This is a genomic window from Nitrospira moscoviensis (assembly GCF_001273775.1).
GTDB lineage: Bacteria > Nitrospirota > Nitrospiria > Nitrospirales > Nitrospiraceae > Nitrospira_D > Nitrospira_D moscoviensis.
The window spans coordinates 3416217-3441914 of the sequence record NZ_CP011801.1 but is presented as its reverse complement, the minus strand read 5'-3'; the positions used below and the strand labels follow the sequence as shown (position 1 = coordinate 3441914).

The 25698-nt window shown below is 60.8% G+C and carries 20 protein-coding genes; 19 read left to right on the top strand and 1 reads right to left on the bottom strand.

The window, feature by feature from the left end:
• Nucleotides 1–30 precede the first annotated feature (30 nt).
• The 13 genes from NITMOv2_RS16740 (at nt 31) to NITMOv2_RS25150 (ending at nt 17236) form a co-directional block, all read left to right on the top strand.
• Nucleotides 31–1344: a c-type cytochrome gene (locus NITMOv2_RS16740; protein ID WP_053380952.1), complete on the top strand. Its 1314-nt coding sequence runs from the start codon at nt 31–33 to the stop codon at nt 1342–1344.
• Between the two features lie 40 nt (nt 1345–1384).
• Entirely contained in the window at nt 1385–2422 is a 1038-nt protein-coding gene (locus NITMOv2_RS16735) for a c-type cytochrome (protein ID WP_053380951.1), read from the top strand.
• A gap of 65 nt (nt 2423–2487) precedes the next feature.
• Nucleotides 2488–4248: a c-type cytochrome gene (locus NITMOv2_RS16730; RefSeq protein WP_238590377.1), complete on the top strand. Its 1761-nt coding sequence runs from the start codon at nt 2488–2490 to the stop codon at nt 4246–4248.
• A gap of 73 nt (nt 4249–4321) precedes the next feature.
• Entirely contained in the window at nt 4322–4963 is a 642-nt protein-coding gene (mobA, locus tag NITMOv2_RS16725; protein WP_083448141.1) for a molybdenum cofactor guanylyltransferase, read from the top strand.
• Nucleotides 4960–5973, top strand: a complete 1014-nt coding sequence (locus NITMOv2_RS16720; RefSeq protein WP_053380948.1) for a glycosyltransferase family 9 protein — start codon at nt 4960–4962, stop codon at nt 5971–5973. Before mobA ends, NITMOv2_RS16720 begins: the two co-directional genes overlap by 4 nt.
• 84 nt (nt 5974–6057) lie before the next feature.
• Nucleotides 6058–7779 (top strand): arginine--tRNA ligase, encoded by a 1722-nt coding sequence (gene argS, locus NITMOv2_RS16715; protein ID WP_053382134.1) that lies wholly within the window; start codon nt 6058–6060, stop codon nt 7777–7779.
• Nucleotides 7780–7816: 37 nt separating this feature from the next.
• Nucleotides 7817–8962: a tRNA guanosine(34) transglycosylase Tgt gene (gene tgt, locus NITMOv2_RS16710; RefSeq protein WP_053380947.1), complete on the top strand. Its 1146-nt coding sequence runs from the start codon at nt 7817–7819 to the stop codon at nt 8960–8962.
• 12 nt (nt 8963–8974) lie between these two features.
• A complete protein-coding gene (yajC, locus tag NITMOv2_RS16705; RefSeq protein WP_083448139.1) occupies nt 8975–9310 on the top strand; it encodes a preprotein translocase subunit YajC in 336 nt (111 codons plus the stop codon).
• A gap of 27 nt (nt 9311–9337) precedes the next feature.
• Nucleotides 9338–10981 (top strand): protein translocase subunit SecD, encoded by a 1644-nt coding sequence (gene secD / locus NITMOv2_RS16700; RefSeq protein ID WP_053380946.1) that lies wholly within the window; start codon nt 9338–9340, stop codon nt 10979–10981.
• Between the two features lie 77 nt (nt 10982–11058).
• A complete protein-coding gene (gene secF, locus NITMOv2_RS16695; protein ID WP_053380945.1) occupies nt 11059–11976 on the top strand; it encodes a protein translocase subunit SecF in 918 nt (305 codons plus the stop codon).
• Between the two features lie 57 nt (nt 11977–12033).
• Nucleotides 12034–15213 carry a PAS domain S-box protein gene (locus NITMOv2_RS16690; RefSeq protein WP_053380944.1) on the top strand — a complete coding sequence of 1060 codons (3180 nt, stop codon included), beginning with the start codon at nt 12034–12036 and terminating at the stop codon, nt 15211–15213.
• Nucleotides 15210–16658 carry a sigma-54-dependent transcriptional regulator gene (locus NITMOv2_RS16685; RefSeq protein ID WP_053380943.1) on the top strand — a complete coding sequence of 483 codons (1449 nt, stop codon included), beginning with the start codon at nt 15210–15212 and terminating at the stop codon, nt 16656–16658. Before NITMOv2_RS16690 ends, NITMOv2_RS16685 begins: the two co-directional genes overlap by 4 nt.
• A gap of 287 nt (nt 16659–16945) precedes the next feature.
• Nucleotides 16946–17236 carry a JAB domain-containing protein gene (locus NITMOv2_RS25150; protein ID WP_083448138.1) on the top strand — a complete coding sequence of 97 codons (291 nt, stop codon included), beginning with the start codon at nt 16946–16948 and terminating at the stop codon, nt 17234–17236.
• An 87-nt stretch (nt 17237–17323) separates the two neighbouring features.
• Here NITMOv2_RS25150 and NITMOv2_RS16680 read toward each other — a convergent pair whose 3' ends face one another.
• Nucleotides 17324–18424 (bottom strand): WD40 repeat domain-containing protein, encoded by a 1101-nt coding sequence (locus tag NITMOv2_RS16680; protein ID WP_083448137.1) that lies wholly within the window; start codon nt 18422–18424, stop codon nt 17324–17326.
• 193 nt (nt 18425–18617) lie between these two features.
• Here NITMOv2_RS16680 and NITMOv2_RS16675 point away from each other — a divergent pair, with 193 nt between their 5' ends.
• From NITMOv2_RS16675 to NITMOv2_RS16650, 6 genes are all read left to right on the top strand, one after another.
• Nucleotides 18618–19616, top strand: coding sequence for a hypothetical protein (locus NITMOv2_RS16675; protein ID WP_053380941.1), 999 nt, complete (start codon nt 18618–18620; stop codon nt 19614–19616).
• Nucleotides 19617–19631: 15 nt separating this feature from the next.
• Nucleotides 19632–20234: a 4Fe-4S dicluster domain-containing protein gene (locus NITMOv2_RS16670; RefSeq protein WP_053380940.1), complete on the top strand. Its 603-nt coding sequence runs from the start codon at nt 19632–19634 to the stop codon at nt 20232–20234.
• Nucleotides 20235–20447: 213 nt separating this feature from the next.
• Nucleotides 20448–21419 (top strand): TorD/DmsD family molecular chaperone, encoded by a 972-nt coding sequence (locus NITMOv2_RS16665; RefSeq protein ID WP_053380939.1) that lies wholly within the window; start codon nt 20448–20450, stop codon nt 21417–21419.
• Between the two features lie 83 nt (nt 21420–21502).
• A complete protein-coding gene (locus tag NITMOv2_RS16660; RefSeq protein WP_083448136.1) occupies nt 21503–22453 on the top strand; it encodes an ethylbenzene dehydrogenase-related protein in 951 nt (316 codons plus the stop codon).
• Nucleotides 22454–22708: 255 nt separating this feature from the next.
• On the top strand, nt 22709–24490 hold the full coding sequence (locus NITMOv2_RS16655; protein ID WP_053380937.1) for a B12-binding domain-containing radical SAM protein: 1782 nt from the start codon (nt 22709–22711) through the stop codon (nt 24488–24490).
• 49 nt (nt 24491–24539) lie between these two features.
• On the top strand, nt 24540–25688 hold the full coding sequence (locus NITMOv2_RS16650) for a hypothetical protein (protein WP_145976390.1): 1149 nt from the start codon (nt 24540–24542) through the stop codon (nt 25686–25688).
• Nucleotides 25689–25698 lie beyond the last annotated feature (10 nt).

Below are 25698 nucleotides of genomic sequence, written 5' to 3'. Positions count from 1 at the left end.
CGTTCCCTCTAACCGCAGGAGGTTAAAACCGTGGTTGATCTGATCAGTCAAGCTATCGACTTAGGGTGGCCGGCATTGGCATTGCTGGTGGGCCTGATGATTTATTTTCAGGTCTCCATCAGTGACCCGGCTGCCAAGAAGCGCGCAACCTTCAAAACGTTTATCGGAATGATCGCCGCGCTGATGTTGTTCATGGCCATTGCGAACTACAAGGTGAACTTCTACGGAGAGTCGCGGTTGCTGCCGGTCTCGTTGGCCATGGTGACGGCGCTCGCCTTCATGATGGGCATTTACTTCACGAACCTCGCCGCGCTGCTGAAGATCGGCGGATTCATGTTTTTCGTTGCCGCCGCATTGTCCGGGTACGGAAACTGGTTGCCTCAGGTGGAAGGTGGGTTCCCGCCGAAAGAAGAGAAGTTGGACTTCAGCTCCATGACTCCGCAGCAGCTGGCGGACGAGGGTGAGAAGATTATTTTCGGAGGGATCGGAAAGAATAAGGAACAGGGGGCCATCGGGAAGGGCCAGTGCCCGCTTTGCCATGCGTTTCACCAAGGGATGCTCGGTGAGCGCGCCCCCAACCTATTGGGTCTTCCCGAGCGCGCGGGCAAAGAACGCCTCGAAGATCCGAAGTATAGTAAGGGGAAGCCCCAGGCCCGTGAATTTGCGCAGAAGGAAGCCTTCCCTGGTGCCGGAACCGCTGAGAACGGCCAGGAGTATATCGCCGAATCGCATGCCTGTCCGAGCTGCTACGTGGTGGCTGGCTATGGTGTGAAGGGCACCAACGACAAGGAAAGCCCGATGCCGGCGATTCACAAGCCGCCGATCTCCTTGAGCTTGCCGGAGTTGGCCGCCGTGGACACCTGGCTGTATGTCCGCGAAGGACGCGAGGCACCGTCATTCGAAGAAATCGTCAAGTCATACGAGAAGTTCATCCCCGAGGCTGACCGCCCGAAGCAGCAGGAAGATAAGCCCGCCGGGCCGGCCAGCGCGCTGCTGGCGGACGGGTCTGAGCCGGTTGATCAGATTTTCGCAAAGGCGCAGTGTGTGTCCTGCCACACGATTCCTGGAATCCCTGGTGCCACGGGCACCATCGGCCCCAAGTTGGTGGAAGGGACCAATGCCCCGACCAGGCTCAAGGACAAGGAATACAAGGGGACGGCGAAATCCACTCCTGAATACATCATGGAATCCATCGTGGCTCCAAGCGCCTACGTGGTGAAGCCCTTCCCGGACAACACGATGCCCAAAGTCTTCGGACAAAAGCTGAGCGCCGGAGCGCTCAAGAAGATCGTGGACTATCTCTCTCAGACCTACGAGGGCAAGGAGCCACCGAAGATTTCTTAAACGAGCTGTGAATCATTTTTAGACTAAAGGGAGTGCACCCATGAAAGCATTGATGTCCGTCGGCGCGCTGATAGGAGTGGTGGGACTGCTCCTATTGGTCGGGATGATCTTCGACGTCGTCCCGTCGAACACCGTGCGCTTGGTCGAAGGGTACATGCCGATGCAGATGCTCTTTGAGCTGACCCTCTTTGTGGCTGGCTTCACAGGACTGAGCTACCTCCTGAACTCCATGGGAATGGGCATCCCGCGGTTCTTCCAAGGGATCGCCTTCTGGGCCTTCATCCTTTTGTACCTCAAGTTCCGAGTGTATCCTCCCATCCCCTTCAGCGTACGGGCCATGTACGGCACCGTGTCGCTCGTTGCTGTTTTTATGTGGGTGTCCGCAAACGAAGAGGATTGGAAAAAGTTCAAACAGCCCATCTTGAACGTGTTGGATGCGCAGACCGGGATGAATAAGGTATTGCGGTACGCGTACTTGATTCTGTTGCCGGTGCTCATCGGCGGGTTTTCCTACAACGCGATGAAGCCCAAGTCGGAAGAGCCGATCGAGTTGCGGACGGTCCACCCCGCTCCGCCGGCCAGCACCAAGGTCCATGGCAAGACCTACGTCCTGCAGACCTCGCAGAACCCATATCGCGTCAATCCTGAGGGTAAGTACGATCAGGAATACACGAACGCCAATATCGTGGAGCAGGGCATGGGGCGTCTCATGAAGCCGAATGCCAATCCCTGGGACCCGAATGCCCAAGGGTACCTCAAGTATGTGCGCGAAGGCGGTGAGATTTTCTTTCAGAACTGTCACTTCTGCCATGGAGACAATTTGAATGGACGCGGACTCCATGCGTTCGCGTTCAATCCCATCCCGGCCAACTTCACCGACCCGGGGACGATCGCGCAGCTCCAGGAAACATTCATCTTCTGGCGCGTGGCTAAGGGCGGAATTGGGCTGCCCAACGAAGGGTTCCCCTGGGCTTCCGTGATGCCGCCGTGGGAACAGCACTTGACCGTCGATGAAATCTGGAAGGTCATTCTGTTCGAATATTGGCACACGGGCTATTACCCCAGGACCTGGGACTAAATCGTCTACCAGGCAGACGGCTTAATCTGACTTACGAGATGAGGACAAACATGATGAATCAGTCGATGGGTAGTAAAGCAGGGTGGCTCCTTGCTTCGGCCTTCGGAATCGTCCTGATTTCGGGCAGCGCCGGAGTGGTGGCCTATGCTGATGCGTTGCCGGAAGGGTTCAAACAGGGAGAATTGGCCCCCGAACCCCCGGCGGATATGATTGAGGCCGGCAAGCGCGTCTACTTCACCAAATGTGTGTGGTGCCATGGTGTGGATGGAGCGGGCGACGGCCCCGGCGCCGACCGGCTCTGGCCGCGTCCCCGCAACTTCAATCAGGGGACGTTCAAGATTCGCCATACGGCCAGCGGTGAGCTTCCGCTGTTCGACGCCAGAAAGCCGATTCCCGGTCAGAACGACCTCTTTGAAACGGTCACCCACGGATTGCCCGGATCGGCCATGCCGTCGTGGGAAGGTATTTTGACGGAAGAGCAGCGGCTCCAGGTCCTGGCGTTCGTGACGACCCAGTTGGTCAAGGATCGAAAATTCACGGACAAGCAGTCCGAAACCCAGACAGTGTTGCAAATGGCCGATCTCAAGCCGAAGCCGGCCACGGAAGAGAGCAAAAAGCGCGGGTCCGAACTGATCGTTGAAAAGAAATGCATCGAATGTCACGGTGTGGAGGGTCGCGGAGACGGCAACGCCTTCAATTTGAAGGACGACTGGGGCTTTTCGATCCAACCGGCCGACTGGCACAAGTGCTGGAACTTCCGCGGCAGCCGGCAGGATCCGTACAACGTGAAGAACATCTTCCGGACCTTCTCGACCGGCGTGAATGGAACACCCATGCCGTCGTTTGCGGATAGCACGACGGTGGACGAGCGGTGGGACATCGCGAACTTTGTGAACTCGCTGTGCGAGCGTGACGCGGACGGCAATCCGCTTCCGATCGATCCGCTGACCGACAAGCCAAAGATCAACTTCGTCGTTCCGGCCAGGGCGGTGGAGGGAGAAATTTCCGCCGATATGGAAAATGAGATGTGGCAGAAGGCGCCGCGTCGGTATGTGGCGATGGGCGGACAGATCACGCACAAGCCGCGGAACTTCGTGAACCGCATCGACGATATCTGGGTGCGGGCGCTCTACAATGAGACCTCCGTGGTGTATCTCTTGGAGTGGGACGACCGGACCAAGAGCGTGGCCGAAGGGAAGCTGCCCTGGGCTCCGACCGAGGTGAACATCGACATCAAGGAACAGGATCCGAAGACCGGCGAGGAAGGCTCGATTGCGGCGAAGCAGAACAACTACGCCGTCTACAATGACGCGATCGCCATCGAGACGCCGGTGAAGTGGAAGGAACTGCCCGCTCCGATCAAGCCGCGGTATCTGTTCGGCACCAATGAACAGTTCCCGGTCGATATCGTGAAGTGGGAAGCGGACGGTTCGATCCGGGCCTTCAAGGGAACCGGGTGGGACAAGGACTTCGAAGAGCGTGACAACTACGAGGAATTCCTCAAAGTCCTCAAGGCCGAGTGGAAGAACGGTCGCTGGTACGTCATGATTCAACGCCCCCTTGGCAACAAGAAGGATCACGATTATGACGAGGACACCTTCTTCGAGATGGGACAATATATCCCGACGGTGTTCTTCGCCTGGGACGGACACAACGGTGATGCGGGACGCAAGATGGCCGTGTCGGCCTTCTACTACACGTTCCTGGAGCCGCCGATCCCGCGTGAGACGTACATCTATCCGTTCGTGATCGCGGGCGGTATCGTCATCCTGGAAGCGTGGGTGTTGACCCGCCGCGCCAACAAGAGAAAAGGGAAGACCCTGTAACCCTTTTTCGTTGCCAGGAACGTAACAACGGTGAAGGGGGTGGGGAAACCCACCCCCTTCGTGTTTTGTGACGATGATGACAGTACGCTCGATTCATCGCAGCTCGGATGTCACAGGAGTGGTCCTGGCCGGAGGCAAGAGCCGCCGGATGGGAGAAGATAAACGGTTCCTCACGGTCGGAGGGGCTGCATTATTGGATCGATGTGTGGTCGCCATGAGGGAGCAGTTTTCAGAAGTCTTGATTATCACCGCGCAGGACAGCCTTCCCTTGGAGGGCCGGGGTTGTCCGGTCTACCAGGATCTCATTGCACAGTGCGGCAGTTTGGGCGGTCTCTATACCGGCTTACGAATGGCCTCCCATGGGCGCGTCTTCGTCGTGGCGTGCGATATGCCGTTTCTCAAGCCTGAGCTGATTCGATGGTTTCTCACCCGCGATCCTCAGGCCGATGTCGTGATGGGCCGAGTGGCCGGCCGCCTTCAACCCATGCATGCCCTCTACGGCAAAAACGCGCTGCCATGCCTCGAACGTATGGCGCGGGCCGGCCGTCTCAAGATACAAGACATGGTTTTGGAGCCCTCCCTGAGGACGACGATCGTGGATGCATCCGAATGGGCGCATCTCGATCCGGAGTCTCAGTCCTTCCGAAACGTGAACACTCCCGCCGACCTGGAAGCCGCCCGGGCCGAGGCCGCACGTCTTCCGCTGGTGCCGTGAAGTCCGACCATTCTCGCGCGGTGTTGATCATCCATCCGGGCGCCCTCGGCGACCTGCTGCTGTCGCTTCCGGCCATCAGCTCTCTGCGTACCCGTTACAGCGACCATCAGCTCGTGCTGCTGGCTCGAGCGGATATCGGCGGCTTGCTCCACGCTTGCGGCGTGGTCGACGGGTGTCGGAACATCGATTCAGACGATCTCGCTTCTCTGTTGGCCGGTCCCGATCAGGTGACTGCGCCTCTGCGCGAACTGCTGGGCAACTGTGTGCATGTCGTGGCGTGGTTGAGAGATGCAGAGGGGGCCTTGCAGGCCACGTTGCGGGAGTGCGGTGTCGAGCGGATTTCGATCGGAGCGGCGACTCCCCACTCGGGAGTGCACCAGAGCCGACGGTTCCTGGAAGTCTTAGGCGAAAACGGAGCCGATCCCAAGTCGCCGTTTCAGTTGATCCTTCCCAGGGCGATCCAAGAGGCGGCGTTCACGTATCTCCAGCAGAGGGGGCTCGAAAGAGGTCAGCGCTACATCGTCTGCCATCCCGGAAGCGGGAGCAGCCATAAGTGTGTGGCGTCGGATACGATGGCTCTCGTCATCGAAAGACTCTCGGAACAGGGATGCCTGCCGGTGATCGTCGGCGGTCCGGCCGATCAGGCCACAGTACTTCGACTGGTAGCTCGCCTCTCGGCTCGCCTTCCGGTGATACAAGGACAGAGCCTTTCGACCATCGCGGGGGTACTGGCCGGGGCCCGCCTCTTTGTGGGCCATGACTCAGGCTTGACCCATCTGGCGGCTGCTCTGGGGATTCCCACGGTGGCGATCTTCGGCCCCACTGATCCGGCGCAATGGGCGCCCTTAGGGGCGCATGTGTCTGCGATTACCGGAGCGCCGTGCTCTTGTCGGACATGGGAGCAGGTGTGCAGATGTTCTGCGAAGCCATGCCTCTCGGTCTCTGCAAACACCATCGGGGTCACTTGTTCCGCGCTACTCGGCCGCTACCGTTCGGTAACAAAATCTTAGCTCCTCACCTTGTTACTCACCGGACCGTATGTTACAGTGCCAAGTTGCTTTTCCCCAGTTACTCTAAGGACTTAGGTGTTCCCGGTGGCCCAAGGTATCGTGCAAGAGAAAGTAGCGAGCGCCCTTCGCGACGCTCTGTCCGCCGCCAAAGACAGGGGGCAGCTCCGCATGGAATCGTGGCCCACCGTGACCCTAGACGCCCCCAAGCGGCCGGAATGGGGAGATCTGGCCACCACTGTCGCGATGGCGTTGGCGGCCTCTGAACAACGCGCCCCCTACGATATTGCGCAAATCATTATCGACAATCTGCCGGCCCGCGAGGAGTTGTTCGAACGGGTCGAGATCGCGCGGCCCGGTTTTCTGAACATGACGGTCAAACCCGCTTTGTGGATGGAAGTCCTCCGGGACATCGAACGGCAAGGGGCGGCATATGGAGGCGCGGATATCGGTTTGGGGAAGCGGGTGCTGGTGGAATATGTGAGCGCCAATCCGACCGGTCCGCTGCACGTGGGGCACGGGCGCGGCGCGGCGGTCGGCCAAGCGTTGGCCAACATGCTCAAAGCCATCGGATACGACGCCGTCAGCGAATACTACATCAACGACGCCGGGCGACAGATGAAGCTGCTGGGGGCGTCCGTCTACGCCCGCTATCGGGAACTGCTCGGCCGGCCCGTGCCGTTTCCGGAGGACGGCTATCACGGCGGGTATATCACCGACGTGGCGGAACGCATTCGCGCCGCGGAAGGGGATCGCCTGGCCGCCCTGCCGATGGCCGACGCGGAGGCGCGCTGCCGTGAGTTGGCCTACCGGGAGCTACTGAGCGTGATCAAACACGATCTGGCCTCGTTCGGGATGGAATTCGACTCCTGGTTCAGCGAGGCCTCGCTGATTGAAGCGGGCGCCATCGAGCAATCGTTTGACGATCTGAAACGGCGCCAATTCTTGTTCGAAGAGGACGGCGCCCTGTGGTTCCGGTCCTCCCAATTCGGTGATGAAAAAGACCGCGTCGTCCGCAAACAGGACGGCGAGTGCACCTATCTGGCCTCCGACATTGCGTATCACCGGGACAAGCTGCAGCGCGGATACGATCTGCTGATCGACGTGTGGGGGGCGGACCATCACGGGTACATCCCGCGTATGCAGGCGGTCATGCAGGCCTACGGGCATCCGAAAGACAAGCTGCGCGTCGTCTTGGTGCAATTGGTCAAGCTGCTGCGCGGCGGCGTCGAAGTCAAAATGTCCAAGCGAACCGGCGAATTCATCACCATGCGGGAAGTGATCGACGAGGTCGGCGCGGATGCGGCCAAGTTTTATTTCCTCATGCGGGATTCCACGACGCATCTCGAATTCGATCTCGATCTGGCCAAGCAACAGTCGGCCGACAATCCCGTGTACTACGTGCAATATGCCCATGCCCGAATCGCCAGCCTCTGGCGGGTGGCCGCCGCCCGGGGCATCGCCTGTCCGCCTGCCGCGGACACCGATCTGTCCGTGCTGACGGATCCGGACGAACTGGGGTTGATCCGGAAACTGTCCTCCTATCCGGAGGTGCTTCAAGCCGCCGCGCTGGCCTTCGAACCCCATCGCCTGACGTACTATCTGCAGCAATTGGCCGCGCTGCTGCACACGTTCTACAACAAGCACCGCATCATGCCGCCGGCGGTGGATCAGGAGAGCGACGAGGCTTCTACCGAAGAGTTGTCGCCGAAGCAGACCGCCGCCCGGCTGGTTCTGATGCGAAGTGTGCAACAGGTCTTGCGAAACGGATTGGCCGTCCTGGGCATCTCCGCGCCGGAGAAAATGTAGCCGCGTGGGTGGTACCGAGGAGAGCAGCGGGAATCAGATGCAGTATCAGCTTCGGCAGCGCGATCGGCAGACCAAGGCTCGGCTGGGCCGGTTGAGCACCGTCCGCGCCGTCATCGAGACGCCCGCCTTTATGCCCGTCGGGTCGCTGGGACCGGTGAAGGGCCTGGAACCGGACGACCTGCACGCGCTCGGGTTCCGGCTCATGTTGAACAACGCCTATCACCTGTCCCTGCGTCCCGGCCACAAGGTCGTCGCCGAATTCGGCGGGCTGCACACCTTCACCGGCTGGCCCGGCGCCATTCTGACCGACAGCGGAGGCTTTCAAATTTTCAGCCTGGCGAAGCTGCGCACCGTGAGCGACGAAGGCGTCACTTTCCAGTCGCACATCGACGGATCTTCTCATTTCATTTCGCCGGAGACCGCGATTGAAATCCAAGAGGCGCTGGGGGCGGACATCATCATGGCGTTCGACGAGTGCGTCGCGTTGCCGGCGGACCGTGCGGCGGTTCACGAGGGCGTACGGAGGACGACGCTGTGGGCCGACCGGTGCCAGGCGAGCCGGAGACGGACGGATCAAGCGCTGTTCGGCATCGTGCAGGGCGGGCTGGAGCCGGATCTCCGCGTGATGTCGGCGCGCCAATTGGTCGCCATGGGATTTGAAGGGTACGCGGTCGGCGGGCTCTCGGTTGGTGAAAGCAAGACCGACATGGCTCGCATGTTGGAGGTGACCGTACCGGAATTGCCGGACGACAAACCCCGCTATCTCATGGGTGTCGGGCTGCCGGAGGATCTCATCGAGGGGGTGGCGCGGGGGATCGATCTGTTCGACTGTGTGGTGCCGTCGCGCCATGGCCGGACCGGCTCCCTCTTCACGGCCGCCGGCCGGATCGTCATCAAGCAGGCGCAGTACCGCCGGGACGAGCGGCCCATCGACGCGGCGTGCGCCTGCCCCGTATGCAAGCGCTTTTCGCGGGCCTATCTGCACCATCTGTACAACGTGAAGGAGATGCTGGGATCGCGGCTGAATACCATGCATAACCTCTGGTTTTTCGCCGACCTCATGCAGCGGGTCCGGGGGGCCATCGAGCAGGGGACTTTCGCTGAATTCCGCGACGAATTCCACCGGATGCGGATGGCGGGAGAAGAGGCGGACGAGCATGATCAGCGAGCGGGCACTGAGTAGAGGAGTCGGCGCATGACGGCACTGATGGCATCGATAGCGTGGGCGCAGGGGACGGGTGGGGGCGGATCTGGGAGCAGCGGCTTGCTGTCTCTGATCCCGTTCGTCCTGATTTTCGTCATCTTTTACTTTTTGCTGATTCTCCCGCAGCAGAAGCGGCAGAAACAGCAGAAGGCGATGCTGGACCAGCTGAAAAAGGGCGACAAGGTCGTCACCGCGTCGGGCATCTGGGGGACCGTGACGAATCTCGGCAAAACAACCGTGACACTCCAGATCGCCGACAACACCAAAATCAAGATTCAAAAAGATCACATCGCCAAACTCCGCAGCGATGAAGATGAGAAGGACTAAGCCGTCTAGAGAAGGGGTGGATGCAGGATGAAAAAAGTGGGTGGTCGGTTCGCGCTGCTGGCGTTCGTCGTGGTGCTTTCGGTGGTGTTTTTTCTCCCGTCGTACAAGCCGCTCTATCAGGCGCTGCCGGACTGGGCGCGCAAGGTGCTTCCGGACAAGGGCATCACGCTCGGGTTGGACCTGCAGGGCGGCATTCACATGGTGATGGAGGTCGATGAAGACCGCGCGGTGGAAATCGCCGTGGATCGGGCCGTGACCAGTCTACAGGACCTGCTGGTGGATAAAAAAATCCCCGTCGAGTCCGTCAAGCGAACCGGATCGCATCAGATCACCATCCAATTCGCCAACGCGGATCTGAAGCCACCGATTCAGAAGCTGCTCGACGACTACCCCACGTTTTTTGACGTGGAGGCGGCCGGCTCCGCCAACAGCCTGGTGTGGGAGCTGCGGGATACCGAGATCAAGCGCATCAAGGATTCCGCCATCAACCAGGCGCTGGAGACCATTCGCAACCGCATCGACCAATTCGGCGTGGCGGAGCCGCTGGTGCAGCGGCAGGGGCTCAAGCAGATCGTGGTGCAGCTGCCCGGCGTGAAAGAGCCGAAGCGGGCCAAGGACTTGATCAAGGAAACGGCCCTGCTCGAGTTCAAGATGCTGGATGAAGACAACCACATGAAGATGGACTTCCCGGCGCGCGTGCCGAAGGAACAAGAAGCCGAGGTGCTCAAGCAGTTCGAGAGCAAAGTGCCGGAAGGCAGTCAGATCCTGTTTGAGCGGGTGGTCGACAAGGACACCGGGCGGGAATTTCGCATCCCGTTCCTCGTGAAGAAGCGCGTGATGCTCACCGGCGACGTGCTGAGCGACGCCCGTGTCTCGATCGGCCAGTTCAATGATCCGTATGTGTCGATCACGTTCGACGGGAAAGGCGGCCGTGAGTTCGAGCGGATCACCGGCGAGAACGTCAAAAAGCGGATGGCGGTCGTCCTCGACAACACGATCTATTCGGCGCCCGTCATTCAGGAGCGGATCTCGGGGGGGCGGGCGCAGATCACCGGCACCTTCACGACGCAAGAGGCGAACGACCTCGCCATCGTTCTGCGGGCGGGGGCCCTGCCGGCGCCGCTCAAGATCATTCAAGACCTGACCGTCGGCCCGTCCTTGGGACAGGACTCGATCGACAAGGGCGTGCAGGCCACGCTGATCGCCGGCGCGATGGTCGTGATCTTCATGGTCGTCTATTACCGCCTGTCCGGCGCGATCGCGGACTTCGCGTTGCTGCTCAATCTCGTCTGCCTGCTCGGCGCGCTATCCGCCTTGAACGCGACGCTGACGTTGCCAGGCATCGCGGGCATTGTCCTCACGATCGGCATGGGCGTGGATTCGAACGTGCTGATCTTCGAGCGCATCCGGGAAGAGTTGCGGCAGGGCAAGGCGGTGCGGTTGGCGGTGGATGGGGGCTACAACAAGGCGCTGCTCACGATCGTCGACTCCCACGTGACGACCCTGATCACCGGTGTGGCGCTGTTCCTGTTCGGGACCGGTCCCATCAAGGGTTTCGCCGTCACGCTCTGTCTCGGCATCGCGATCAATCTATTTACCGCGCTGGTCGGCACGAAAGTGATTTTCGATCTGCTGAACCAGCGGCCGAAAGTGGAGACGTTGAGCATTTAAAGAAAGCTACGGTTCAGGTCGAGGTCGAGTAGGCCTCAACCTCATCCTTAGCCTCAACCTGTTCAAGGGGAGCCTGCATGCTTGAGATCCTGGGAAAAACCAACATCGACTTCATGGGCAAGCGCAAGATTTCATTCGCCTTTTCCGGCGTCATGGTCGTGCTGGGGCTCCTCGCGCTCGTGCAGATCGCGCGCGGGGCGGCGAATCTGGGCATCGATTTCGCCGGCGGGACGGCGGTGCAACTCAAGTTCGAGCAACCGGTCCGGATTGACGAGGCACGCAAGGCGCTGGAGGCGAACGGGTTGAGCAATGCCGAGCTCCAGGAATTCGGACAGGACAACAAGCTTCTCATCCGCGTGAAGGCCTCGACGACGATCGAAGAAAAGACCGCCGAGCGGGTCATGGCGGTCTTCGCGAAAGAATTTCCCAACAACCGCTTCGTCGTGGACTCGACCACGGAGATCGGGCCGACCATTGGGAAGAAGCTCCAGGAAGACGCGCTCATCGCGATCGTCATTTCCTTCGCCGGCATCATCCTCTATATCGCCGCCCGCTTCGAGCTGCGGTTCGGCGTCGCGGCGGCGCTGGCGACGTTCCATGACGTCCTGGCGGTTCTCGGTGCCTTCTATGTGCTGGACAAGGAGATCACCCTGCTGGTCGTGACCGCGCTCTTGACGCTGGCGGGCTACTCGCTCACCGACACGGTGGTCGTGTTCGACCGGATCCGCGAGAATCTCCGCCTGCGGCGGCGCGACACCGAGGAAGCGACGATCAACAACGCCGTCAATCAGGTGCTCAGCCGCACCATCGTCACCAGCTTGACCGTCGTGCTGGTGCTCGTTCCCTTGACGCTCGCCGGCGGCGAAGTCTTGCACGACTTTTCCCTGGCGCTGTTGTGGGGCGTGATTTTCGGGACCTATTCCTCGGTGTTCGTGGCGAGCCCGCTGTTGTTGATGTGGCCCGGCTCGCCCGGCCGGCTGTTGAAGCGGGCATGACCGGATGGTGAAATAGGGGTCGAGCCGGGCACGCCGAATCCTGCTCGGGACATCTCCATGCGATTCTGGAGTCGGTCTCAGAGTCTCCAGCGTAAGATCATCACGGCCATCGTGATGGTCGGTCTTGTTCCGCTCGGCCTGTTGCTGCTGATCACCTACCTGGAAGAACGCCGCGCGCTGCGCGAGACCACGGGCGCGAATTTCAGGGAAGTCGCCGTCGAAGCCTCCCGCCGCATCGAGATGCACGTCACGCGCGGCATCAACGAGGCGCAACAGCTCGCCACGACGCCGTTCTTGCGGACCGCCGTCACCGAGTCCAACCGCACGTACGAAGGCAAGGACGAGCGCTCCATCGACGAGATCATCAAAGATTGGCAGCGGCGCTGGCGCGAGCGCGATCGCCGCAGCGAATTTCCGCTGTTCATCAACCGGATCGTGACGAACTATCTCATTCGGTGGCACGACATCCGGAAGTCGGACTACGTCGGCATCCTGGTCACCGACGCACGGGGCGCGCTGGTCGTCAGTTCGATCCCTCAAGTCGAGTACTACTACGGCAAGACGCCCTGGTGGGCGGCGGTGGTCAAGGCCGCACAGCCGCGGGTCTATGTGAGCGACGTGGCCTTCGATCCGGCTTTCGGCACCCACGTCCTCATCGTCGCGGCGCCGATTCTCGACGACACGCAGCGCGCGGTGATCGGCACCGTCACGATTCTGTTGAGGCGGGACACGCTCTTCCACTCCATCTCCGAGGTGGAAATCGGCTCCTCCGGACATGCCATGCTGTTCAGCAGCGACGGCACCCCGTTGATCTGTCCGATTCTCTCGACTGAAGAACATGTGGTGACGCCGGACTTCGTGAGCACCATCACCCGCGACAAGTCGGGGTGGGCCAGTGTGGGGGACGATACCCACGGCAGCCGCGGCGCCTTGATCGGCTTTGCGCCGGTCCGCTTCAGCGAACCTCTGGCTCCCGGCAGCATGGGCGGCAAGCATTGGATTACGGTGGTCCGGCAGGATCCCGAAGAGACCTATGCCGCCTTGAGCCGGCTGGTGGGCAAGGTGGCGTTCTACGGCCTCGGCGTGATGGCGGTGCTCACCGGCACGGGACTGCTCGTCGCGCGCCGCATTGTGCGGCCGATCAAGGCGCTGCACGACGGGGTGCTGGACATCGGCGGCGGGCGGCTGGATCAGCGGCTGTCCATCAAGACCGGGGACGAAATCGAGCACCTGGCCTTGGCGTTCAACCAGATGGCCGCCAATCTGAAGCAATCGTTCGGCCAGATCGAGCAACGGATGAGCGAAGTGCGGGCGCTCGAGGAAAAATACCGCGATTTGATCGAGAACTCGCCCGAGATGATCTATCAACTGGACCGGTCGGGTCGGTTCGTCCACGTGAATCAAACCGGGCTGGAGAAACTGGGCTATAGCCGCGACGAGATGCTGGCGATGCGCCTCTGGGACCTGGTGCCGAACGACCGGGCGGCGGAGGTGCTGGGCTATTTGGAGCGGCTGATGTCCAAGGGCCGCAACACCGTCGAAACCGTCTTTTTGGCCAAGGACGGACGCCGCATCGACGTCGAGATCCACGCCACGGCCCTCTTCGATCAGGAAAGCGGCGGGCTGGTGCATACGCGGGCGTTCGTGCGTGACGTGACGGAACGCCATCGATTGGAACAGCAGCTGCAGCAATACACCACCAAGCTGGAGCTGGCGGTGTCCGAACGGACGCAGCAATTGGTGGCGTCTCAGGCCCGCTACAAGGCTCTGTTCGACCTCGTCGCGGACTCCGTCTTCATGGTGGAGCCCGCCGGCACGATCGTCGCGGTCAATAAACGCGAAGAACAGGCGCTCGGGTATTCCGAATCGGACGTGGTCGGGCACAGTATTTTCGACGTCATCCTGCCCGGCTTCGCCGACGACCTGCGGGGCTTGCTCAAGGAACTGGCGGGCGGCCAGCGGCAGGTTCCGACCCAGGAAGTCGCGGTGCGGAATGCGGCCGGCGTCGAGTTGCCGGTGGAAATGGACCTGATCCGCGTCGGCGGCGACGACCTGGCGCTGATCATGGTGCAGCTGCGGGACATCACCGATCGCAAGCGGCTGGAGCGGCAGTTACAATCCTATCGGGAGGAATTGGAGATCAAAGTCCGCGAGCGGACCCGTGAGATCGAGCAGACCAAGCAGTATCTCGAAAATCTGCTGGAAAACGCCAACGACGTGATCTACACGCTGGACGTCGAGCAGAACTTCACCTATGTGAACGGCAAGATCGAAGCCTGGGGCTACCGCAAGGACGATCTTATCGGCCGGCCCTATCTGTCGCTGCTCTCCAAACGCCATCGAGGCCGGCGCCTCAAGAGCACCCTCGATATCGGCGCCAAGCAGGTGTACGAGGTGGAAGTGGTGACGCGCACCGGCGAAGCGAGGACGGCGATGGTCAGCGTGTCGCCCCTCCACGGCGTCGATGGTGAGATTCTGGGCGTGCTCGGCATCGCGCGGGACATGACCGAGACCAAGAAGCTGGAACAGCAGATCCGCAATTCCGAGAAGCTCGCGTCGGTCGGGAAGCTGGCCGCCGGAGTGGCCCACGAGATCAACAATCCCCTGGGGGGGATCCTCAACTGCCTCTACAACCTCGGCAAGGGGACGGTGTCGCCGGCGAGGCGGGAGGAGTATCTGGCCTCGATGGAAGACGGGCTGCGGCGCGTGCAGAAGATCGTCCGGCAGTTGCTGGATTTCTCGCAGCAACACCAGCCGGAGTTTTCGCACAGCGACATCAACCAGGTGATCGAGCGGGTATTGGTGCTCACCCGTCACCTGCTCGCCCCCAATCGGATCGTTCTGGAAACGAGCTTGGGAACGTCGCTGCCGCCGCTGATGATCGACCGGCACATGATCGAACAGGTGCTGATGAATTTGATTCTGAACGCCGTGCAGGCGATGAAGGGCGGCGGGGTCTTGTCCATTCAGACCTCGGTGGAGGAAGGGATTTGCCTCGTGACGATCCGCGACACCGGCTACGGCATTCCTCCGTCCGTGTTGCCGAAAATCTTCGATCCGTTTTTCACGACCAAGAGCGAAGGAGAAGGGACGGGGTTGGGGCTGTCCGTGAGCCTGGGCATCGTCGAGCGGCACGGCGGGAAGATCCTGGTGGACAGTGAGGTCGGGAAAGGGACGGTCTTTACCCTGTGCCTCCCCGTGTCGCGCGAACGGCAGCCCGCGGAGAAGGTGTCATGACGGCGCTCAAGATTCTGATCGTGGACGACGAGCCGTTGATGCGCCTCTCCATGGCGGACGCGCTGGAGGCCGTCGGACACGACGTCCACGCGGCGGCGACCGGGACGGAAGGCGTCGAGCTGGTCGGCAAGCGGGCCTTCGACCTGGTCATCACCGACCTCCGGCTGCCCGGCGCCGACGGGTTGACCGTGCTGAAGGCCACGAAAGACCACCATCCGCAGGCCGAAGTGGTCGTCATCACCGCGCATGGATCGGTGGAAACGGCCGTGGGCGCCATGAAGCTCGGCGCCTTCGACTACATCACCAAGCCGTTTCAAATGGACGAATTGCTCCTGATCGTCGAGCGCGCCGGCACGGTCGTCACGCTCCGGAAGGAGAATCAAGACCTGAAGGAGGCGCTGGAAGACAAATTCAGCTTCGGCGGCATCCTGGGCGCCAACACGCGCATGCGCGCCGTGCTCGACAAGATCAAATTGGTCGCGGCGACGGATTCCACCGTCCTGATCCTCGGCGAGAGCGGGACCGGGAAAGAGCTGGCGGCGAATGCCGTGCACCAGAACAGCCCCAGGCGCGACTATCCGCTCATCAAAGTCAGTTGCGCGGCCCTGCCGGAAACCTTACTGGAGGCCGAGCTCTTCGGCCACGAAAAAGGCGCCTTCACCGGCGCATTGCGCCAGCGCCGCGGCCGATTCGAAATGGCCAACCGCGGCACGCTCTTTTTGGACGAAATCGGGGAGATCTCGCCGATCGTCCAGGTGAAACTGTTGCGCGTCTTACAAGAGCGGAAGTTCGAACGGGTCGGGAGCAACCAGACCATCGAAGTCGATGTGCGGCTGGTCTGCGCCACGCAAAAGGATCTGCGGAAAGAAGTGGCGGCGGGCCGCTTCCGAGAAGATCTGTTTTATCGCCTGAACGTCGTGCAGATCGTCATCCCGCCGCTGCGCGAGCGGCAGGAAGACATCATGGTCATCGCCGAGCACGTGCTCCAAAGCTGCGCCGGCAAGCTGCACAAGCACTTGAAAGGCTTTTCGCAACCGGCCCGCGAGCTGCTCCTCCGCTATTCTTATCCGGGCAACGTCCGCGAGCTGGAAAACATGATCGAGCGGGCGGTGGCGCTAGGCCGCGAACGGGAAGCCGTCCAGCCGCAGGATCTGTGCGGCTTTCAGACCTGCCCCTATCTCGGCGGACCGCCGCAAGACTCCTGCGGCTTCTGCAGCGAAGGGCTGACGGCCGGCAGCAAAAAGAAAGACGCCCCGCTCACCTCCCTCTCCACCGCCCGCGAAGGGTTCGAGAAGGACTACATCGTGTCGGTCTTGGAGCGGGTAGAGGGCAACCGCACCACCGCCTCGAAAATTCTCGGCCTTTCCCGCAAAGCCCTCTGGGAAAAGTGCAAACGCTACGGCATCCCGTCGGCGCGGGATGAGGGGGAAGAGGCGGCGGAGTAGACTCATGGTTCCCGCCCATCTCGCCCTTCCTTCCTGATATCTCCATTCAGGTTTGCCTCGTACCAGACTGCTACGAGCCGGGCTGGTGATTCCTGCTCGAAAAAGCGGTATCCTTCGCGTCGTCGCCGGCCCTGCGTCAGTCGCGACATGGTGCGGAGGATCCTTCGGGGCCTCCAACAAACAGGCCAAGTCGAGTGTCTTGGCCGGGGGCCGGGCGCGACATGGCGGAAAAGGGGTAATACCCTGAAAAGGAGGTAAAAGAAAGGGTAATTGCAGGCCGATGCTAAATGAAGAGCCGGTCTATGTCTCATCCCGGCGAGCGAGCCTTCTTGGGGACGACCTTACACGCCTACCCATTGCCCCCCAGTTTTCGTTTCGCTAGACTGCGGCCACCTTCCGGACTATTATCTCTCATGCCCTTGCAAGCCAATGCTACAGCGTTAACTGCGGCGCACAATCATCCATCTGGTGTGACGGAACCCAGCGAATCAGATCGGTTGTTGACAAGGGATTTGATCGCCGCCTGTCAGCCCATTGGCATACAGGTGCTCGATCATCTGATAGTAGCTCCAAGGTAGATTGATCAGGAACAACGATGGGACAGGATAAGTAGGCGATTAAGATTGCGTCAGCCGGCTCGCATGCCGACTGACGCTCCACTACTATTACTCCTCACTCTTCACCCCACCTTCCCACAGCTTGATCGTGCGGTCCCAGGAGCCGCTGGCGAGGCGTTTGCCGTCGGGGGAGAAGGCGATCGAACGTACCCCACCTGAGTGGCCTTTGAGCGTCCGGAAGTTGCGGCCCGTGGCCAAATCCCAGAACTTGATCGTCTGATCGTCGCTGCCGCTGACGAGGACCTTGCCGTCCGGGGAGATGGCGAAGGCTCGGACCCAGCCGGCATGGCCGGTCAAGGTTTTCTTCTCCACGACGGTCGGCATCTCGAACAATTTGATGGTGTTGTCGCGGCTGCCGGTGATCAGCGTCTTGCCGTCCGGCGTGAAAGTCATGGCGCCGATCCAGTAATCCATCGGCTTTTGGAATCCGCCGTCGTCTTCGACGAAGTAGCCGCGGGTCTCGGTGGAGTCTTCCTGGTCCCGCCGCCAGTGTCCGTCGTGCAGCACTTTTTCCTCGCCGCTCGGAAGCACTTCCCAGATCTTGATCTTCCCGATGTCGGTGCCGCTCGCGAGGTGAATGCCGTCCGGCGAGAAAGCGACGCAGACGGACCAGTGGTGATCGTACTGGTCCTTGCCGAGCAGGGTCATGAGCTCCGTGCCGGTGGTGACCTCCCAAATCTTGATGTCTTTGTTGTGGCTGCCGCGCGCCAGCATGAGGCCGTCCGGCGAGAGAGACAAGCTGCAGACGTTGTGATCGTAGCGGGTGAACAACAGCTTCGTCGGCTCGCCGGTCTTGGGATTCCAGAGGCGGATGGTCCGGTCCTCGCTGCCGGTCGCCATCGTTTGGCCGTCGGGTGTGAAGACGATGGCGCGGATGTCGTTGGTATGGCCGCGCAGCGACCGCAGCAGACGGCCGGTTTCGATGTCCCACATCCGGACGAGCCGTTCCGCGCCGCCGCTGGCGAGCGTCGATCCATCGGGCGAGAAGGCGACGGCCCAGATGCCGTGCGAATGACCGCGGAAGGTCTTCACTTCCCGGCAATCGGTCTTCCAATACTCCAGAAAATCGATAGGTGGTGCGGGTGCCGTGCCGGGTTGAGCGCCCGGAATGGCACCGGGCATCGGCGGAGTCATCGTGTGTTCAGGCATAGTCTCTTTCCCTCAGGACTGATGGTCGGAAAAGTCCGCGCCGCGGTTTGCAAATCCGCGTTGGCGCTCAGTATAATTCGCTGCTCCGGGATCGTAAGAGATGGTCCGAGCCCAAGTCAAGCCGGCCCGGAGAGCGGCTTGGCGCTCCGCAGATCGCTCCAATCGTTCATCGTTCAACCGACCGAGGCGCCACATGGAAATCAGGTTTCAGCCGGCATTGCTTCAGGAAGTGATCGACTCCTTCGTCGAAAAGACGGAGCGGGAAGGCGATCCCACCTATTATAAGGAGTTTCATGAGTACGCCGATCCGATCTACGAGAAGTTCATTCTCGAAGACCGGGAAGGCGAATTCAAAAAGTTGTATCAGTACCTCTTCGGCACCTGGGGGTTTTCGGACATCATCCGTGACTCCTTCAACGAATATCCGATCCTCAAGGAGAAGGTGGGGATCGTGCTGGTGAAAGGGGTGCTGAAGGAAGACCAGGAGGGTGTCGACATCCTGCGCAAGTGGGGCTCGGTGGAAAAGGAATTGGCGCGGGAGTTCGAAGAGAAAGGCATGAAGGGCGTCGGCATCAAGCTGATTCCCCGCCGGTTCTACGATCCGGCGCTCACCCGCTATTGCCGTCACGAGCTCATGCACATCTCGGACATGATCGATCCTGTTTTTGGCTATGACCCGGATACGAAGGTCGGGCAGAATCCCGGCGAAGAAACCCTGATCCTCCAGCGCTATCGCGTGCTCTGGAGCCTGAGCGTGGACAGCCGGCTCGTGGCGGCGGGCAAGGAGCCGATGCTGAGCAAGGAAGACCGCTTCAAGGAATTCCGGTCGTGGTATCGCAAGATTCCGCCGCCGCAGTTGAAGTCGGTGTTCGAGGGCCTGTGGCAGACGTCCTACTTCACGCACTCGGAGCTGATCGAAATGGCGACCGACACGTTGCGCGTGATGGACCGCGCGGTCGACGTAGAGGGCGGCGAGCTGCCGGAGACCGAAAACAAGATCATGTTGATGCCGGGCTTCCCGTGCCCGCTCTGCCGGTTCCCGACCTACTCGTGGGTCGAGGACATGGCGAATAAAGTAGAGCCCTACGTGCTCGACTTTATCCGGGAAAATCATCCCGGCTGGGATATTGAGTTCGGCGCCTGCGACCGGTGCGTGGAAGTCTATAAATTGCGAGCTGATGGGGTGATGTAGATCGAAGGAGACGCGGTGGCGAGCAATCCTTCATACGGGCGTCGTGATTTTCTGAAGGACTCCGTCCTCTCCGTCGCGAAGGCGGCGCAGGAATTTGCGAAGCAGCGGGATGCGAAGCCGGACGTCGCACCGCCGCCGCCCCGCACGGATTGGCTGCGCCCGCCGGGCGCCGCGGATGAAGCGCTGTTCCTCGAGCGGTGCACGAAGTGCAGCGACTGCATCGACGCCTGCCCGCCCGGGGCGATTGTCGCGCACGCCACCGACGGTACGCCGGTGTTGTTTGCGGATCAGTCGCCCTGCCTCTTATGCGAGGATCTGCCCTGCATCGCCGCTTGCGCCACCGATGCGTTGATGCCGGTGGAGCGCCGCGCCGACGTGCGTATGGGGATCGCGCGGATCGCGCAGCGACTGTGCACGGCGGGGCAGGGGTGTCATGCCTGCGTCTCGAAGTGCCCTATGCACGCGCTGGCGATGGATTTTGATTCCCTGCGGCTCGCCGTGACTTCGGAACTCTGTGTCGGATGCGGCATCTGCGAGTCGGTCTGCGCCACCGTGAATGATCACGTGGCGATTCGCGTGACACCCGCAAGGCAGCTTGTCGGCACGGACATGAAATAGTATCGGATCAGTAGCTGGCCGAAATGCACCAATCCACAATGTTTGGAACGGAAAATCAGCAAGTTGACGTACCGCGAACCCTTTACCAGTTCGCGCTTGACATCCCCTGGACCTTTACCTATCATACGCAAGCCCGCGGTCAGAAATGTGCGCTGCGCGGGATGTGTATGAGTGTGGGCCTGGGTTGAGCGCGACATCCAGGAGATCATTGTTATGACGAGTAAACAGTCGGTGCAGAGCGCAACTTCCTCCGCTACCGCCGTCATTCCGAATCCTCCAACCATCAAAGATTCCCCTGCCGTTGAACGGGCCCTCAATCGCAGCAAGCTCTATCTGCTCATTTCTTGGAGCTTGCTGTATCCGGAAGATGAAGAATTTCTCGATTACTTGCAATGCGGAGAGTTCGTAGAAGACGGCCGGGCCGCGCTCGACGCCCTGCAGGCCGCGCTCGACGGTCAAGGCGGAGATCGGGCCAAGCAAAAGATCGCGTCGCTGAAAAAGCAGTTGGAGCATGTGGAGAAGCTGGTCGCCTCGGAGTGCGTGAACTGGCAACTCTCCGATTTGCAGGCGGAGCATCGCCGGGTGTTCAGCAACGTGATCACCCTCGACTGTCCGCCCTATGAGACGCTGTTCGGCAACGACCACGTCTTCGCGCAATCCCACGTGATGGGCGACATCGCCGGGTTCTACAAAGCGTTCGGCGTCGAGCTGTCGAAGGACATCCACGAACGACTCGATCATTTGAGCGTCGAGTTCGAGTTCATGCATTTCCTCGCCTACAAGGAATCCTATTCGCGCTGCCACGACGGCGCCGACAAGACCCAGATCGTCGTCGACGCGCAGAAGAAGTTCGTCAAGAACCACATCGGGCGGTGGGTGCCGCTTTTCTGCCGCATGTTGACCAAGAAGGCCGATTCCGGTCTCTTCAAGGTCGTGGCGGACATGACGGCCGACTGGATGGAGTTTGAAACGGCGTTTCTCGGCGTGACCCCGCAGCCCTACACCGAAACCGATTACCGCCCCGCGACATTCAATTCGCCCGAAGGGCAAACCTATGAGTGCGGCGCGCAGGATCAGGGCAACGAATTGAGCATGCTGCTGAACGAAGTGGGCGCCCAGTCGTTCATGGACGTCAAAGACAAAGACAAGGATAAAGAGGAGGGGGGGCCGGTCGGAACCGCTTAGTTCCGGACATTCATCTTCCGTTTCATGGCAGTCATTTTCAGTCGACGTTATTAATCTTTTAATCGAGAGGAGGGGTTAGTCGTATGAGAGTAGTGCAGACAACCAACAAGAAATTGGTGTTTGGCATTCTTCTCTCTGCCCTCGTCGTCGGCGTCATGCTGACGTTGGGGCAGGTACCCTTGGCCGTCAGTCAGCCGGTCACCATCCCGGCGAAGACTGTGAAGGGCCCGATTCCCATGGACGGCGCCAACCCGATTTGGGAAAGCGTGCCGGGCGTCGTGGTTCCGTTGAGCGGCCAGTTGATCACCACCCCGATGCACCCGAACATCTCCGTGAAGTCCGTGTTCGTGAAAGCCATGACGAACGGCAAGGAAGTCGGGCTGCGTCTGGAGTGGAACGATCAGACCAAGAATGATACGACCATCGGTCCGCAGGACTTCCGCGACCAGGTCGCGATCATGTTTCCGGTGAACACCTCCGGCGCGCCGCCGTTCCAGTGCATGGGCCAGTCCGGCGGGACCACCAACATCTGGCGGTGGAACGCGGAGTGGCAGAAGGACCTGGGCAAGGACAGCGCCGGGCTCTGGGACGTGGACGATCAATACCCGGGTATTTTCTGGGACTACTACTTTGAAGAGCCGGCCGGCGGCGTGACCTATCCGGATCGGATCGGCCGCAGCCTCGGGCCCTTCAACCCCGGCATTTGGTCCGGCAACATCATGTCCGATCCGACGCTCCGCGTGAGCTCGGTGGAAGACTTGAACGCCAACGGATTCAGCACGCTGACGACGCAGGCCCACCAGGATGTGATCGGTAACGGCGTGTGGGAGCCGTCGGGCTCCGTGAAGGGCGGCGCCTACTCGGGCCCGACTTGGCGCGTGGTCGTGAAGCGGTCGCTGGAGACCGGCGATGCGAACGACACGCAGTTCAAGGCCGGTATGTCCGTGCCCATCGCCTTCGCGGTGTGGGACGGCGCGAACATCGAGCGCAATGGAATGAAGGCGCTCTCCACCTGGTTCACGCTGAAGTTGTAGTCAGCGAACCGGTTTTGGAGAGGGCCGGCGTTTTCTTCTGAGCAGGAAAGCGCGGGCAGATAGAGAGGCCCCGGGTCGGCGTCACGGTCGGTGGCGTGGTGATCCGGGGCCTCCTCTTTTTCAGCGCCGACCCGGTCTCAGAAAAGCCGCGGCGCAAGCTCGCGGGGTTGCAATTCCGGGAAGCCGGAGTGTATAACCCACAGGAACATTCTTCAGAAAACCGCGGTTTTACCAGGTAGATAGAGACCGCCTCCTATGAAAGTCTCGTTGCTGTTCCCCCCCACGTGGCATCCCTCCCAACCCTATCTCAGCCTCCCTTCTCTGACGGGATTTCTCCATCAGGGTGGGGTATCGGATGTGTCCCAGCGGGACTTGGGCATTGAGCTGCTGGACGGGTTGCTCACCCGGTCCTATGGCGCGGAAGTCTATCAGCGGCTGGTCGACAAACAACGCGAGCTGGAACGTTCCCAAGCCGGGGAAACCGGCCCCGGCAGCCGGGAACACTATGCCAAGGTGACGGAATCACTCGATCGCTTTGCCTACCTGATCGATCGGATCGAGCTGGCGAAAGACACGCTGAGGAGCGAAGGGTTTTACGACCTGGATGCGTACCGCGGCAGCTTGTTCATGATCGACAAATGGCTGGAAGTCGTGTCGTCGGTCTATTTCCCGACCCGGCTGACGGTCGTCGACAATCAGTTCAGCCACTACTCGATCTATTCGTCGAAGGACCTGATGAAGGTCATTCGCGATGAAGCGCAAAATCCCTATATCGGCCTCTTCCGCGAGCGCTTTGTTCCCTCCATCGTCGGGGATCGCCCGGACCTCATCGGCGTGTCGATCACGGCGACGTCGCAAATTATTCCCGGCTTGACTCTCTGCCGTTTGATCAAAGACGCCGCTCCCGATCTCCACGTGACGATCGGCGGCAGCATCTTCACGCGGCTCGTCGACAATATCCGCCGTTGTCCCAGCCTCTTCGACCTGGCCGACGACATCGTCGTCTTCGAGGGCGAAACGGCGTTGCTCGAACTGGTGAATCAGCTGGCCGGCAAGAAGGATTACAGCAAAGTACCGAACTTGATCTACCGGCAGAACGGCAAGATCACGGTCAACCAGCCCTTCTATTCGGAAAACGTCAACCAACTGCCCGCGCCGAATTACGACGGCTTCCCGCTCGGCCGCTATCTGTCGCCCGAGCCGGTGCTGCCGGTGCAGTTTTCGCGCGGCTGCTACTACAAAGACTGCGCCTTCTGCGCCCTGACCTTGGATCACCAGAATTTCCGGCAGAAGGACCCGGGCCGGACGATCGACGAATTGGAATGGCTCAAGCAGCGGTACGGCGCCCAGTATTTCTTCTTCACCGACGAATGCTTCGCCTTGTCCCCGACGAAGCGCCTGTGCCAGCAGATGATCGAGAAGCGCCTCGATGTGAAATGGACCTGCGAGATGCGGTTCGAAAAGAACCTCACCCGCGAGCTGCTCGCGTCCATGCGGGACGCCGGGTGCCTGAAGATCGTCTTCGGACTGGAGTCCTTCAACCAGCGCGTGATGGATTTCATGAAGAAGGGGATCAAGCAGGAATGGGTCCGGCGCATCGCCGATGATTGCGTGGATCTCGGCATCGCCGTCCACTGCTACATCATCGTCGGCTTCCCGACGGAAAAAGAAGAAGAAGCGCTCGACACCATGAACTTCATCGTTGAGAACAAGAAGCTGCATGAATCGTTCGGGTTCTCCTGCCAGCCGTGCCTGTTCGACCTGGAAAAGGAAGCGCCGATCATGAGCGATCCGGCCGGATACGGGATCCGCCGCATCATGCGCCCGTCGGCGGAGGACTTGAGCCTCGGGTTCTTCTACGAAGTCCAGGAAGGCATGACGCCGGAGCAGGCGGAACGCCTCTATCAGCATGTCTACGAGCGGGTCAGCGAAGTGGTGTGCGAGCTGCCCTTCAACTACTCGATGGCCGACGGTCTCCTGTATATCGCGAAGGCCAAAGAGCAGGCCGGCCAAGCGCCTCAGCCGATCGGGACGTGACCCGCGTCCAGCCCCGCAGCATTGACCGAGTTTTTTGCCGACAGATATAATGAGCCCTTCGCAAAAGGGGATGTTCGTGATCAAGGCGGCGACCATCGGCGAGCGGCTGCACGGAAAGATCGGGGAGTTCGGCCCCCTGTTCGAATACACGATCAAGCTGGTCTTGCTCGCCTCCTTCCTGGAGCTCGTGCTGTACCGCCTCGTGTCGCGGCTCGGCATGCACCTGAGCAAGATGGCCGCCACCCATCCGTGGATCACCCCGACCTTCACCGCCCTGACGGAGATCGGCGCATGGCTGCTGAACGTCGTGGCGATCCTGCTCTTCATGGGACTGATCATCACGATGGTGCATCGAAGCGCCACGCAGGCGCAGAGCGCGCTCGCCAAGGCCGGCACCGCCTGCGCGGTCCTGTTGCTGCTGCTCACCGTCGGCTTCCTGTTTGTCCAGCCGGCGATGCTCGGGTCGGTCATCTATAACAGCGTGGCCGTGCTCACGCTGAGCCTCTTCATGTGGGACTATCTCGCGACGCATCACGAGCGGACGCAACGCATCTTCGGACTCACGTATTTTCTCGGCATCTCGGGTTGGCTCTACTACCAGATCCTGTCCACTGCGTACAGTCTGGCCGGCACGTTGGCCGCACCGCCGCTGGTCTATGAATTTCACCGGGCCGGCGAGGCGCTGATGGTGCTTGCCAGCATCTTGGTGTTCGCCGCCTATGGGCAGGGCCTTTCTCTGCGCACCAAGAACCGCCGCCAGCGCCACCGGGCGATCTGGTTCTGGGCGACCGCGGGGGTGATTTTTACCACGCTCCTCTTCACGGACTATCTGCTGGAACGGTACAATCCGGCCCTGGCCAGCAGCGTCCGGCAGGCGTCCCAGGGGATCGGATGGATTTTTCAGTTCGGGATGGGCTATACGTTCTATCTTCCGTTCGCGATTTACATGGCCGGGCTGCTCTGCTGGTCCTATACGGTCATCAAGCTGCTCTCGATGGGACGCGTGGCGGGCTACGGCATCGGGCTCATGTTCATGGCCGGATACGCGCTGTTGTTTTCGAATCTCACCCTCATGGTGATTCTCGGGGTGATGTTGCTCACGCTGGATCGAGCCAAACCGCCGGTGGCCGACGCGACCGCGGCGACCGCCAGCCCGTTGATGGAATCACCCGAGGGATTGGTCACGGAACAGGTGTAGAGGAGACCGG